The 13,628-nt window shown below is 55.7% G+C and carries 15 protein-coding genes; 1 reads left to right on the top strand and 14 read right to left on the bottom strand.

The features are described from left to right. The first annotated feature begins 340 nt into the window (after nucleotides 1–340). On the top strand, nucleotides 341–652 hold the full coding sequence (locus IEX04_RS07490) for a hypothetical protein (protein ID WP_188684819.1): 312 nt from the start codon (nucleotides 341–343) through the stop codon (nucleotides 650–652). Nucleotides 653–821: 169 nt separating this feature from the next. On the opposite strand, the gene IEX04_RS07485 is transcribed toward IEX04_RS07490, so the two are convergent. From IEX04_RS07485 to IEX04_RS07420, 14 genes are all read right to left on the bottom strand, one after another. Further along, nucleotides 822–1,586: a regulatory protein RecX gene (locus IEX04_RS07485; RefSeq protein WP_229677054.1), complete on the bottom strand. Its 765-nt coding sequence runs from the start codon at nucleotides 1,584–1,586 to the stop codon at nucleotides 822–824. A 98-nt stretch (nucleotides 1,587–1,684) separates the two neighbouring features. Beyond that, nucleotides 1,685–2,728: a recombinase RecA gene (gene recA / locus IEX04_RS07480; protein WP_096254492.1), complete on the bottom strand. Its 1,044-nt coding sequence runs from the start codon at nucleotides 2,726–2,728 to the stop codon at nucleotides 1,685–1,687. Between the two features lie 234 nt (nucleotides 2,729–2,962). Further along, on the bottom strand, nucleotides 2,963–3,187 hold the full coding sequence (locus tag IEX04_RS07475; protein ID WP_188684817.1) for a DUF3046 domain-containing protein: 225 nt from the start codon (nucleotides 3,185–3,187) through the stop codon (nucleotides 2,963–2,965). A 76-nt stretch (nucleotides 3,188–3,263) separates the two neighbouring features. Next, nucleotides 3,264–3,686 carry a helix-turn-helix domain-containing protein gene (locus IEX04_RS07470; protein ID WP_096254494.1) on the bottom strand — a complete coding sequence of 141 codons (423 nt, stop codon included), beginning with the start codon at nucleotides 3,684–3,686 and terminating at the stop codon, nucleotides 3,264–3,266. A 197-nt stretch (nucleotides 3,687–3,883) separates the two neighbouring features. Continuing rightward, nucleotides 3,884–4,366, bottom strand: a complete 483-nt coding sequence (locus IEX04_RS07465) for a CinA family protein (protein WP_188684815.1) — start codon at nucleotides 4,364–4,366, stop codon at nucleotides 3,884–3,886. A gap of 14 nt (nucleotides 4,367–4,380) precedes the next feature. Beyond that, nucleotides 4,381–4,992: a CDP-diacylglycerol--glycerol-3-phosphate 3-phosphatidyltransferase gene (pgsA, locus tag IEX04_RS07460; protein ID WP_188684813.1), complete on the bottom strand. Its 612-nt coding sequence runs from the start codon at nucleotides 4,990–4,992 to the stop codon at nucleotides 4,381–4,383. A gap of 3 nt (nucleotides 4,993–4,995) precedes the next feature. Next, complete coding sequence (locus IEX04_RS07455) at nucleotides 4,996–7,923, bottom strand: FtsK/SpoIIIE family DNA translocase (protein WP_188684811.1); 2,928 nt, start codon at nucleotides 7,921–7,923, stop codon at nucleotides 4,996–4,998. A gap of 257 nt (nucleotides 7,924–8,180) precedes the next feature. Further along, nucleotides 8,181–8,534: a TM2 domain-containing protein gene (locus IEX04_RS07450; RefSeq protein ID WP_188684810.1), complete on the bottom strand. Its 354-nt coding sequence runs from the start codon at nucleotides 8,532–8,534 to the stop codon at nucleotides 8,181–8,183. A 324-nt stretch (nucleotides 8,535–8,858) separates the two neighbouring features. Then, entirely contained in the window at nucleotides 8,859–9,761 is a 903-nt protein-coding gene (locus IEX04_RS07445) for an ABC transporter substrate-binding protein (protein ID WP_188684808.1), read from the bottom strand. Beyond that, complete coding sequence (locus IEX04_RS07440) at nucleotides 9,758–10,528, bottom strand: ABC transporter permease (protein ID WP_188684806.1); 771 nt, start codon at nucleotides 10,526–10,528, stop codon at nucleotides 9,758–9,760. Before IEX04_RS07440 ends, IEX04_RS07445 begins: the two co-directional genes overlap by 4 nt. Then, nucleotides 10,528–11,211 (bottom strand): ABC transporter permease, encoded by a 684-nt coding sequence (locus IEX04_RS07435; protein WP_188684804.1) that lies wholly within the window; start codon nucleotides 11,209–11,211, stop codon nucleotides 10,528–10,530. Before IEX04_RS07435 ends, IEX04_RS07440 begins: the two co-directional genes overlap by 1 nt. Continuing rightward, complete coding sequence (locus IEX04_RS07430) at nucleotides 11,208–12,035, bottom strand: ABC transporter ATP-binding protein (RefSeq protein ID WP_188684802.1); 828 nt, start codon at nucleotides 12,033–12,035, stop codon at nucleotides 11,208–11,210. The genes IEX04_RS07435 and IEX04_RS07430 overlap by 4 nt, the downstream gene beginning before the upstream one ends. A gap of 438 nt (nucleotides 12,036–12,473) precedes the next feature. Continuing rightward, entirely contained in the window at nucleotides 12,474–12,965 is a 492-nt protein-coding gene (locus IEX04_RS07425; RefSeq protein ID WP_096254510.1) for a hypothetical protein, read from the bottom strand. A gap of 134 nt (nucleotides 12,966–13,099) precedes the next feature. After that, complete coding sequence (locus IEX04_RS07420; protein ID WP_188684800.1) at nucleotides 13,100–13,582, bottom strand: hypothetical protein; 483 nt, start codon at nucleotides 13,580–13,582, stop codon at nucleotides 13,100–13,102. Nucleotides 13,583–13,628: the final 46 nt, after the last annotated feature.

Below are 13,628 nucleotides of genomic sequence, written 5' to 3'. Positions count from 1 at the left end.
CTTAACCGATGGCTTCTCCCAAAATCGATGAAAAACAGTAACCTCATCAATCCGGAAACCGATTCTGAGCACGGCGAAGCAATGTAGGTGTGATCTGCGGATTCCTCGGCGATCTTCTAATTCTTTGTTTGGCGCGAGGGGCACAGCGAATACCGACCGTTTGCCACAGGCAGGTCATAGTCGTCTAAACCTCGTGTTGAATTTATACCGCACGCCTCTGCCACAATGAATATGAGCAGAACTAGCTACCACGCCGCAGTCGATCCGGACAGTTCTAATACTGGCCTGCAGCACGACTGACAAATAGTGCGCCTACGTTGCAGAATCAACCGGAGGTCCCATGAACATTGAAGACAATTCTTCCTACCGAGACCATGTGGTAAAGGACTCTGGTGCGACATCGCCACATCTAGAGGAACAATCAACGGAAAAATCTGTTGCCGGTTTGAGCAAGAGTCAAAAATTTCATCTGACAATGTTGCTGTTGACACTCGGGCTACTGATCATACTTCCGTTGTGTTTCGCCGGATTTGCGGTCACTTTTCCACGGGTTGATTCGGTATTATTCGGCTTATTTGGAGCCTCTGCTATTGCAGGTATTCTCACTTTAATATTCTGGATTGCGTATTCACTCAATCGATTCCTGCGTTGAGAGCCTTCGCACCATCAAGTTCTCACAAATCAACAATTAAGTGAGCTCGATTTGTTATGGATAAGTTCGCAGTGTGATGATCTTCAGAAGCTTCGAAGCCTTAACGACTGCAATGACATTGTCACCACACGTTGCAATGGGTCATAGCTGACCGATCTTGACTAACGAGTCACTTCTCTCCGTAACGCTCTTCCCACTCTTCACGGGCAACCTTGAATGCCATCGAACCGTGATAGCCCTTGCGTCCGAGCATGCCAACTAGTCGACGTAGCGCCTTGTCCCGATCTAGCCCCATGGATGCCGGGCGAAGTTTGGTGCGCGCCAGTTCTCGGGCTCGCTGTTCTTCGGCTTCATCGTCGATTTGTTCCAGCGCCTCGGAGGCCACCTCGTCGTCGATCCCTTTGGTGCGCAGTTCACGGCGAATAGCGCCGCGAGCAAGTCCTCGGGAACGGGCACGTGCCACAACCCAGGATTTTGCGAATCGTTCGTCATCGACCAAGTTCAACTCGGCGTAACGCTCCAGCACCTCGTCGGCAATGTCTTCGGGACATTCCTTTTCCAGCAATTTATCTTTGAGTTGTTTGTTGGTTTTATCGCTAGCGGTGAGCTGGCGCAAGACGATGCCACGGGCTTTTTCACGCCACTGGTCATCGCTAAATACTTCGGGCTCATCGGATTCGCGGGCGGCACGGCGTTCTGAACGCGCCTGGCGGCGCTCCTTTTTCGTCGGGCTTTCGGCGACGGGCGCCTTGTTGGCCACGATGTTTTCCATCGCTGAGCGGAGCTCGTCGACGGTTTGCGGGGCGGCTGTTTTGGAGCCGCCGGACAGTACCTGGGTGACTTCGCTGCCCTTGACGGCCCGGGGTTCACGGATTGGCTTAGGTTTTTTTAGCTCTTCTAGTTCCTGCTCGCTGGGTTTGGCCCAGTCAGGCATGTCATCTAGGTCGCCATGAAACTCTTTGGAAACGGACGTAGCGTCCGACCCGGATCGAAATCCGGGTCGGACGCTACGTTTATTGAAGCCTGAGGCCACTACTTATCGCCCTCGACGATTCGCAGGTCAGCCTCTCCTTCTTCGCCGTCTTCGAGAATGCCAAGCTTAGTCAGAATCTGGCGTTCCAGCTCATTGGCCAGATCAGGGTTGTCGCGCAGGAAGCGACGCGCGTTTTCCTTGCCCTGGCCCAGCTGGTCACCATCGTAGGTGAACCATGCGCCGGACTTTTTGACCATGCCATGCTCAACACCCATATCGATCAGGCTACCCTCGCGGGAAATACCGTGGCCGTAAAGGATGTCGAATTCAGCCTGCTTGAAAGGAGGCGCCATCTTGTTCTTGACGATCTTGCAACGGGTGCGGTTACCGACTGCGTTGGTTCCCTCTTTGAGAGTCTCAATGCGGCGGATGTCGATACGTACCGAAGCGTAGAACTTCAGAGCCTTGCCACCGGTGGTGGTTTCGGGGCTACCGAAGAAGACACCAATCTTTTCACGTAGCTGGTTAATGAAGATCGCGGTGGTCTTTGAGTTCGACAGGCGTCCGGTAATCTTACGCAGTGCCTGAGACATCAAACGCGCCTGCAGACCAACGTGGCTGTCGCCCATTTCGCCTTCAATTTCGGCACGTGGCACGAGGGCAGCCACGGAGTCAATCACGATGATATCCAGTGCGCCGGAGCCCACCAACATGTCCATGATTTCTAGAGCCTGTTCACCGGTGTCTGGCTGGGAGACCAGCAGTGCGTCGGTGTCCACGCCAAGCTTCTTTGCGTATTCAGGGTCAAGTGCGTGCTCAGCGTCGATGAAAGCTGCAACGCCGCCAGCCTTCTGCGCACTGGCAACTGCGTGCAGAGCCAAAGTGGTCTTACCCGAGGATTCTGGGCCGTAGATCTCCACGACTCGACCACGGGGAAGGCCGCCTATGCCCAGCGCAACGTCCAATGCCACCGAGCCGGTGGGGATGACCTCAACGGCTGCGCGGGTGGTGTCACCCAAACGCATGAGTGAGCCCTTGCCGAAAGCCTTGTCGATTTGGCCCAGAACGGACTCGAGAGCCTTTTCCCGATCATTACTTGCCATGGTTCACCTTTGGTCATGCAGGCCGTTGCGCGACCTGCCAATCAATCTTTGTACTGTATCTAGACAGTATGAGCGCCAACCGACACTTTAGACCGCTTGGGCCCGAGGTGTGGACAAACTCTGTGTGCTGTTGTTAATAGAATAACCTAATCCGAACAGATGTTCGAAATCAAGTAAGCGTGTTTCGAATATTTTTCAGTTCTTCGAAGACTGCACCGCGCGGTAGTCGCGTGCTTAGGGCTCTTTGATTTCCAGATCCATTCCCAACCAACGCTCGGGTGGCAGATCCTGCGCGCGGCAGATCGCTTCCCAAACCTCTCTGGGCTTGATTCCTTTTCCTAGTGCTTCGGTGGCATTCATGCTCTGCAGCTCAGTGAGCGCAAGCGAATCAGCCAGGGTGCGCGAATAGATCGAACCAAATTCATGATCCATATTTCGCCAGAATTCACTATTTTTCACGACTCATATTCTTCCATGCATAACACGAGGGCCCTCGCATTTGCGAGGGCCCTCGAGTCGAAAACTTGGGTTGAGATTAGACCGATGCCAGTGGCTTGCCGTTGCGGCTTTCGACGTCCGCGGCGAATTCATTGGTCAGATCCAATGGAACGGTATCCGGAATAGTTACACCCTCGGCCAATGCGATGCGATCGGAAACTTCACGAAGCATCAGTGAGAGCGGCACCTCCAAGGCGGTGCAGATGGAGGAAAGCAACTCAGAGGATGCTTCCTTCTGGCCACGCTCAACCTCGGATAGGTATCCAAGGGAAACACGGGCGCTATGGGAAACCTCGCGTAGGGTCCTGCCCTGACGTTGACGAACATCGCGCAGGACGTCACCGATTTCATGCCGGAGTACTACCATTTTGCGTTCCTCCTTCTCGGGCTGGACCGAATGGGCTTCTCCCATATCGCGCCAACGGACGACACCATTGACAGTTACGGGTTGCTTCACCATGTGTATAGCCTCTACTCCTAGGTCCTTCTCAAAAGATACAGCTTGCCGAAGAGCCAAACCTTTCGACCCTTCAATTCGTACAACCACACGTTATACGGATTTGTTCCCGACACCTCAGCCTAATCATAAATATGCGACGTACGCCACATATAAGTGAAATATTGTGAAGTTTCTGGGTATTAATAGTATCTCGCGTCTTACTGTGAAGAAGCTTTACCCAAAATGGCAGCTAGCTGATTGATCGCCGCGATGGTGCTTCGTTCTCGGATTTTGGCGCGATCCCCCACAAAGTGGTGGGCAACAAAACCAGATTCTTCCTTGTAGGCCCAGCCGATGAATACTGTGCCTACGGCTTTTCCGTCATGTGCTTGCGGTCCGGCTACCCCGGTGGCCGAGACCGTTAGTTGCGCACCACAGGCACTTTGCGCACCAACTGCCATCTGTCGGGCGACTTCCCCGTCTACCGAACCAGCTTGGGCCAGCAAGGATTCATCCACCCCAAGCAGTGAAGCCTTAACCTCGGAAGAATAGCTGATCACTCCCCCGCGCAAAACGGCCGAAGCGCCGGACACCTCGGCAAGCGTGGCCGCGATCAAACCGGCAGTTAACGATTCGGCGGTAGCGATTTGAACGTTTGCGGCGATCGCCGCCGTGATCACCGGGATGGCCTGGGGTTCCATGCGCTGCACCTAAACTACTTGGCCCTGGCTGCAGAACGCAGCTTGGCGGCCTTGTAGATGTATTCCAAGCCGGTCAGCACGGTGACCGCCATGGTCAGCAACATCAAGATGAACGCGATCATGTTCAGCCAGTCGATCGTCTGGGTATATGGCAGCAGGTAAAGGCCGATAACCACCGCCTGCATCACGGTTTTCACCTTGCCGCCCATATTTGCGGCGATAACCCCATAGCGGATCACTGCCAGACGCAGCAGCGTGATACCCCACTCGCGGACCAGGATCACGATGGTGATCCACCAAGCCAGTTCGCCGAGCATGGACAGTACTACCAGCGCGGAGCCGGTGAGCAGTTTGTCTGCGATAGGATCCGCGATTTTACCGAAGTTGGTAATCAGTCCGCGGCTGCGGGCCAGGTCTCCGTCGAGTTTGTCGGTGTACATGGCCACCACGAACAGCGCCAGGGCCACCCAGCGCCACAGGCCTTGTTCGCTGTTATCAGCCAGCAAGGCCCAGACAAAGAACGGCACCATGATGATGCGGACGGTGGTCAGGACGTTAGCAATGTTCAGGTTCGGGACCGGGGCGTGCGCCGGGGAGTCCTCGGGCTGCGGGGCGTGCGCGCTCATGGTTTAGTTTCTTCCTGTCAGGTCCCAGGCGTCCTCGCCCGGTTCGTCGGCTTCATCAAAGTATTCGGTGGCGGGCTCCCGCTTAGCCAGGTCCTGGGCAACCAGGTCCACCGGTTCGGCGTGATTCACATTGGCCTCGTTAACCAGTGCTGCTTCGGCGGCGGTGGCCTGATGGTTGGTGGCGTCATCGTCCCCACGCATGGCGGCGAGCACCATTGGCAGGTCATCAGGCTGGATCAGCACATCGCGGGCCTTGGAACCCTCCGAAGGTCCCACCACGCCGCGCGATTCCATCAGGTCCATCAGGCGTCCGGCCTTGGCGAAGCCAACACGTAGCTTACGCTGCAACATCGAGGTGGAACCGAACTGGCTGGTGACCACAAGCTCGGTGGCCTGCAACAGCAAGTCCAAATCGTCGCCGATATCCTCATCGATGGTCTTCTTTTTCTCAGCCACCGGGGTGACATCATCACGGTATTCGGGCTTGAGCTGACCGCGCACGTGGTTGACCACGCGCTGGATTTCCGATTCGGTCACCCAGGCACCCTGAACACGCATGGGTTTGGAGGTACCCATGGGCAAGAAGAGCGCGTCACCCTGACCGAGCAGCTTCTCGGCTCCGGGCTGATCGAGCACCACACGTGAGTCGGTGACCGAGGAAGTTGCGAAGGCCATGCGCGATGGCACGTTGGCCTTGATCAGGCCGGTCACCACATCCACCGAGGGACGCTGCGTAGCGAGCACCAGATGAATGCCGGCGGCACGCGCCAGCTGGGTGATGCGCACGATGGAATCTTCCACATCTCGTGGGGCAACCATCATCAGGTCGGCGAGCTCATCGACGATGACCAGCAGGTATGGGTAGGGTTTCATCACGCGCTTGGACCCCTCGGGCGGGATCACCTTGCCGGCACGCACGCCCTTGTTGAAGTCGTCGATGTGCTTGTAACCGAAGTTCGCCAGGTCATCGTAGCGAGTGTCCATTTCACGGACCACCCACTGCAGTGCCTCGGCGGCCTTCTTCGGGTTGGTGATGATCGGGGTGATCAGGTGTGGCACGCCCTCGTAGGCGGTGAGCTCCACACGCTTAGGGTCAACCATCACCATGCGCACCTCGTCCGGGGTGGAACGCATCAAGATCGAAGTGATCATGGAATTCACGAACGAAGATTTACCGGCACCGGTAGCACCGGCGACCAAGAGGTGAGGCATCTTAGCCAGGTTCGCCACGACGAAGCCGCCCTCGACGTCCTTGCCTACTCCCATCACCATTGGGTGTTCGGTCTTTCGTGCGTTGTTGGAACGCAGCACATCACCGAGTGCAACAATTTCCTTGTCGGTATTGGGAATCTCGATACCGATGGCGGACTTGCCGGGGATCGGCGACAGGATGCGCACGTCCGAGGAGGCAACCGCGTAAGAGATGTTCTTGGACAGCGCGGTGACCTTTTCCACCTTGGTGCCCGGAGAGAGCTCAATTTCGTAGCGGGTCACCGTTGGGCCACGCGAGAATCCGGTGACGTGCGCGTCGACCTTAAACTGTTGCAGGGTGTTGGTCAGCGCGGCCACGATGGCCTCGTTGGCCTCGGAAGCTTCCTTAGCTGGCGGGCCAGCGGGCAGGAAGTCATCTTGTGGCAGCGTATAGGTGACATCGCCGGAAAGCTGAAGCTGTTCGGTACGCTGCGGGATTGGTTCCAGTGCGGGAGCCGGTCGGGTGTGGTTCACCGCGACGGTCGGCATCGCATCGGTGTCTGGCTCGGGTTCGCTGACACTGTTTAGGCCAACTTGTTCCATGATCGCAGCCATCTCGGCCTCGGCCTTGGTGGGGCGTTTGACGCCCGGTGGCGGGACAGCAGGAGCGGCAGCAGCCGCGGATTTAGCGGCCAGGTCTGGACGCGCAATTGCCTCGGTGGCGGTGGAATCCGCGTCGTAGATCTCGGAAAGGGGCAGCGCGTTGGTTGCGGGCTCCGCGGGGTCAATGACGGCTTTATCGTAGGCGACATCACCGGGGCGCTCGTCGTGTCCGTCGCCATCTACGTTGTATACCTCGGAGACGCGTTTAGCCTCCGCACGGCGTTCGAAGAAATTCTTCTTCTTCGGCTTCGCCGCTGGCTCATGCTCAGCATCCGGGTATAGATAGGTCTGGTCGTGTGTTTCGGCGTGGGGGTCCAGTACCGCAGACTGCGCCACCGTGGGCGCGGTACGTTCGCGGTGTGGGTCCTGACCGAGCAACCGGTTGTAACCAATGCGCACGCGCGAGGCGATCTGCAATGGCGGGGTCGCGGTCATCACGAGCACCGAAAGAATAAGGAAGAAGATGTGTACTGCCATCGCGCCGGGGACCGAGATCATCAGTCCTAACGGGGTGCCCAGGATCGACCCGACCATGCCGCCGGCAGCCCAGAGGGCAGAGAAATCGTCACTGACCGACGGTGATCCGTTGGCCAAGGCGGCCACAGAGGCCCCTGCCAGGGTCATCATCAACAGGCCAATTCCGATGCGGTTATTTGATGCGTCTGCTTCCGGGTAGCGGAAGAGTCGGAAGGCACCGATGAACAGTATCACCGGCAACAGTACCGCCATGAAGCCCACTGAGCCTCCGGCCACCGCGTGCACGCCGCGTCCGAACCAGCCCACATCGCGTAGGCCCCACCACTCGACGATGGCAATGGTGATCGCGATCAGCGTGAGAAAGAGTCCGGTGCCGTCACGGCGTAGCTCAAAGTCGGGTTTGACCGTCGCGCCGATGCGGCGGAAGGCGCCACCAAAAATCCGGGCGATGCCCATCCACATGCTGCGAATTGCGCGCAGTGGAAGAGCGAGATCCTGTTCCGGGTTCTCGGGCGTTTTTTTGGCAGGCGAAGAGCTCGACGTTCGCGGTTTGCGCGTCGTCGGCTTCCTCTCCCCCTGCGACTGAGTGCGTGAGGCCATAGTTCTAGGGTATCGCCACCTACTGAATACCAGCCGAATTTACACGTCTGGCCGGGGATTGGTACTACCCGCTATTGGTCACAGTGCCGTATTCTCTGCGTGATTCCGACAGCGCTAGTGTGTGACCGGCGGTCAGGCTAGGTGGTAAACGCCGAACCAGCGGACGGCTAAGTACGGGGTAGATGGGCTGTCTGAGCAAAAACTCCCAAGAAAGAATCGTGCGACGTACTTGGCCACTCCGCTGAGCACTGTTCGGGTTAGTAGCTGAAGTTTTCCCAGCTGGTGCCGATACCGAGAACCATGAAGATGACCGTGACTATCAGCGCCACCTTCTTGTGCTGCTCGTAGCCGGCCAGGGAATAACCTGACTTGTCGCGCATGGTGCCGCACAGGATGAGAATAATATCTATCAAGGCCCAAATTCCGAAGCCTCCCAGCGTGACAAGTTTTAGGATACCTGTGCCAATTTTCCCTAGGTAAAATCGGTCGACTCCCAGAACGCCTAGGAACCACGACAGCAGCCAGGTAACGATGAAGTTCTTCTTGCCTTCACCGTTATACACACCATTCTCAGATGCGGTGTATTGATAGTTGTTCGGAGATACCGACATTTTTCTCCTGCTGTTGTTCAACGACATCGCTAAACGAAAAATACTTCTTGGCAGACCAGCAAGCTATTTAGTGAAACACTCGTGGCGAAGGTTGCGGACAGATCACATACGAATCTGCTCGTGCCGACTTCTAAGGCTCGAGCAGATTACGGTGTTTTAGTTGAATCGACGCACAGGATCCGAAGCGACAAACCCTCAGCTCTGTGTACAGTGCGCAAACCTACTTCGCGACTGAAATTCGGCAGACCACAGTTCAAAGATTCAGGTATCGAAACTAGACACAATACCTATGAACGCTCCGTAGGCCTTGTTGGTTCACGGCGCTTACAGTCCCTCGGAAGCTAACCATGCCGAAGCAATGTCTGCAGCCGATTTTTTATCAACGGTACTCTGCACGTTTAGTTCCACCAGCGTGCCTGCATCCAGCTTTTCGCTGACTGGATTCAGCACGGCAGCCAGGTCCGAGGACAAATCAGCAGACACTACTGGCACAACGTTCGAGGCAAGGAACAGAGACTTCGGGTCGTCAAGTACCACTAGATCCTCGGTCTTGATACGCGGGTCAGCGGTAAATACGTTGGCCACGTTCACGGTCCCGGCGACCAATTCCTCTACCGTCGTGTCACCTGTTCCGGAGAAGTCAGCCTTGACTCCGTAGACGCTTTCAAGCCCCTTGGGACCATACGGGCGTTCGGCAAGTTCTGGCGGGCCACCCAAAGTCAGTTTCGTTGAAACGCCAGCCAAATCTGCAATGGACTTCAGCTCATTTTCATCAGCGAACTTTCGAGTCACAGTGTATGAGTCTTGGTCTGAAGCTTTCGCTTGCTCAAGAACTGCTAATGAATCTGGCAACTCAGCTTCGAGTTCTTTGTACACTTCGTCCGAAGCGCGGGCCTTAGTATCGTCCTTGAAGAATTGCAGCAGGTTACCGGTGTACTCCGGGAACACGTCGATGGCACCATCTTCGAGCTGTGGCATGTAAGCGTCGCGCTGACCGATGTTGAACTTTCGTTCAACTTCCTTGCCGGCACCTTCTAGCGCCTGAGCGTAGATTTCCGCAACGATTTCATTGGAGTAGTAAGCCTGTGAGCCGACAACAATTTTCTCGCCACTTGCCGGAGCGGAGTTGCTCTCGGTTGCCAGCGGATCTCCCCCGCCGCAGCTAGCCAAGGCGAGGCTTCCAGCCATTACTGCGGCTGACGTAGTGATAATGCGTTTTAGCTTCATGACATTTCCTTTTCGTTGGACTTCAAATAGCCAGGGCTCTTATTTGTATCTTTATCGGCTTCATTGGCCAGCGCAACTTTGCCGGGCATTTTCTTTTTTACGCCTCCCACCCCAGCTGGTACCGCGAGTTTTTGTGCCAAAGCAAAAATCACGTCCAAAAGCAGCGCGAGCACGGCAACCATAAGTGCTCCCCCAAGCACCATGTCGAAGCGGCGCAAGTTCAGCCCGGTGATAATGGGCAGTCCCAGTCCACCAAGGTTTACGTAGGCTGCGATGGTCACCGTCGCGACGACCTGCAAGACCGCTGATCTGATTCCGCCTACGAGCAACGGCAAACCCAACGGGATCTCTACCTTGAAGAGGATCTGCCATTCGGTCATGCCCATGGCACGGGCCGCATCGATGGTTTTCCTGTCGATCGCTTCAAAACCCGTGTAGGCACCGGCAAGGAGCGAGGGAATGGCTAACAACACGAAGGTAAGCACCGCGGCCTCAGGCTTGTGCAGTACACCAAATATCAATACCAATAAGATCAATAGGCCAAAAGATGGCACGGCTCGGGCGATTCCCGCGGCACCCACGGCAATTTCGCGTCCCTTACCCGTATGCCCAATGGCCCATCCGGCCGGAATAGCAATCAGTCCAGCGATGGCTACTGTCACCACGGTGAATAGTAGATGCTGTCCGAGCAAAGTCTGCAGTCCCCCGCTGCCTTCCCATTGCGCCGGCGCGAGGAGCCACTGAATTGCTTTGTTAATAAGATCCATTAGGACACCTGCTGCCGGGTAGCGTGCTTGACGGCTTGCTGTGACTTCTTAGGATCTCGTGTCCATGGCATCAGCCATCGCCCAATCAGGATGAGCAATAGGTCCACAGCCAAGGCAATCAATGCGACCGCGAGAATTCCGGCAAATACCTCTTCGATGATGCGGCGTTGCAATCCGTTGGTAAACAGGTAGCCCAGGTTGGTGACTCCCACCAAAATACCTACCGTTGCCAAAGAAATGCTGCTGACTGCGGTCACTCTAAGACCTGCCAGGATCACAGGTCCTGCCAGCGGCAGGTCTACCGCGAAAAACCTGCGTGCTGAGCCATAGCCCAGCGCAGTCGCCGCTGAGCGCGCCGCTGGGTCAACTGAATCCAGTCCATCGACAACCCCACGAACCATAATTGCCACAGCATAGAGCGTTAACGCGACGATGAGGTTAGCTTCGCTGATTGCGCTCATGCCGGTGAGCACAGGCAGAATCATCAGCAGTGCCAGCGAAGGAATGGTGTAGAGCAGCCCGGTCAACGTCACCACAGGCCCGCGAACGAGACGATATCTCCAGGCCACCCAGCCCAACGGAATCGACAATAAGAATCCCACTAAGATCGCAATCAGACTCTGTCGCAGGTGTTCTAGCGACAGTGAACCGATGAGGCCTATGTTCTCAGCTATCCAGTTCACGAGCTGGAGCCGTCTTCGATGAGTCGTCCTTGAGTACGCCCTTGCGAATCAACGAGGACCCTACCGTGCGGCGTGTGTTTGACGCTCAGCGCCCTGGCGCCCCTATCGGTACCGATGAACGAGGCAACAAAGTCATTGGCAGGATCTTCGATGATTTCGCTAGGACTGCCTACTTGCAGCTTTTGCGCCCCGGCAGCGAGGATCACCACTTGGTCGCCGAGCAAAAATGCTTCATCGATATCGTGGGTAACAAAAACTATGGTCTTGTCCAGCTCCTGTTGAAGCCGGATGAGCTCTTGTTGAAGCTCTGCGCGGACGATTGGGTCCACCGCACCAAAGGGCTCATCCATAAGTAAAATATTCGGGTCTGAAGCCAGACCCCGGGCTACGCCTACACGTTGCTGCTGCCCACCCGACAGCTGATGGGGGTAGCGATCTGCCATGGATGCGGGCAGGCCCACGGTTTCCATCAGTTCCAAGGCGCGGACTCGCGAGGATTTGCGGGATTGGCCTTCAAGCCTGGGGACCGTGGCGATGTTTTCCGCGACGGTAAAGTGCGGCAGCAGTCCGGAATTCTGCATGACGTAACCAATGCTTCGGCGCAAGGCCACGGCGGGTTTCGTCGAGATTTCTTGTTCGTCAATGCGGATCGACCCCGAGCTTGGATCAACCATGCGGTTGATCATGCGCAGCAAGGTGGTTTTGCCACATCCCGAGGAACCAACAAAAACCGTGGTCTTGCGAGCAGGAATTGTCAGGCTGAAATTCTCGACGGCCATCGTTCCGTCGACATAGTGCTTGGAAACGTTCTCGAACTCGATCATGCGTTGTACCCGAGCATCGTTGACTCCTTGTCATGTCGTTGCGCCTAATTCTGCCTTAAAACGGCTCCACGATCACAGCAGTTCAGAATTTACTCATTTAATGGAATCCGTGTCGACACGCTAGGTCCATACAGGCCAGCCTTAGGAGGGTATCTGATTCAAAGTTATCGTGGAGGACTGCTTCGCCGATCCCTCCGTCCGAATCGCTTCAGCCGTGATGATCACAGGCTTGAGTGGAATGCCTCTGGCTCAGGCCGAAGACGCGGTTACAAGCGGGTTTTCTAACGCGTTGGGTTCAGCGATACTCGCGGAAGTTTAGACTGGCAAGGTTTTGCTGGAATATTCCAGAGACGTGCAGGGCGTGCAGATCCTCCTGCCGATGCCGTTTTCTTCTTCGTCACTTGAAAAACAGCTGGGATGGAGATCTACCCGCATAATTTATTGGTCAGGTTGGCCTTCAGACCCATTATTAAACGCACTCGTTGGCACCCTAGCTTTCTTTCGTCGGGCCACAAATGTCCTTGCGAGCACGATCAACGACAGGGGTACCGCTATTGTTCCCGCAGCGAGGGAGACACTGAGCGTAAGCGGCAAAGAACTTGCACCATCAAAAACGTCACTTAACAGCAACGTCCAGACAATGCCGGGGATAATTCCCATCGCTAAAGCGGTCAGGCTAAGTAGCAAACTGCTCAGCCGAGAAGAGACGGCCACACCCAGGATCGCCATGAGAGATGCGATTCCGAGCCAAGGAATTAGTGGGATGGCCAGAGCAAACCAAAAGCTGAAGTCAAAGTAACTCCACCACGGTGCGTCAACCAATAGTGGGTCCACTACGAGCAACAAGAACATCCAGACCATGCTGGAGATCAGCGGAAGCAGCTGCCACGAAGTTTTTTGCAGAAGGCAGCGCTTTTTCTCGCCAACCATATCGTTCATTCTTGTTAAAGACCGTTCTAACCAAGGAGAGAATTGCGGGCCGGAATAGATTCATGCGAACCTAATTTTGAATCTTTCAGTTGACCTAGCCTGCGACTCATGCGAGTACGTCGGCCGATTTTCAGCTAAAAGTTCCTCTTTGACGCGCGTCGTTGCTCTAACGAACCAATAGTTTTCCATGCAACGGCGAAGCACAGCCCGAGAAAGATGACAGCGGTGGCAAGAAAAACAGCTGGCCCAAGGCTCACGTAAAGAAACAAGGACAGCCCTACGACGACCAATAGTCCGCCAATCAGCGCTCCGATTGCACCAACCTTGGCCTGTTGGCTGGCGTCAGCGCTGGCGTTCTTCTTGTCACCGATTGCTAAGCCAATCACCGCACCGGTGGCTGGGAAGATTGCGATGACACCACCAATCCAGGCACCGTTAAACGCCGCAAGCAAAAGTCCGCCGATAAAATTAACCGATGTATTCGAAGACCCGTGAGTTAGCACCGGCCAGAAAATGACTGTGCTCAGTGCGGCCCCGAAGAGCACCCCTAGTACTATCGCCACACCAAAGATCGGTAGCGTGAACGAGTCATTGGCTTGTTTTGCAGGATTTGCCATGGGTTGATCGTATGCGAGTCGAAGTCGACTTGTCGATATTTAATAC

Origin of the sequence: Glutamicibacter ardleyensis (assembly GCF_014644555.1) — a bacterium.
Taxonomy (GTDB): domain Bacteria; phylum Actinomycetota; class Actinomycetes; order Actinomycetales; family Micrococcaceae; genus Glutamicibacter; species Glutamicibacter bergerei.
Note: the sequence above shows the minus strand (reverse complement) of the source record. Positions and strands in the feature narration are given on the sequence as shown.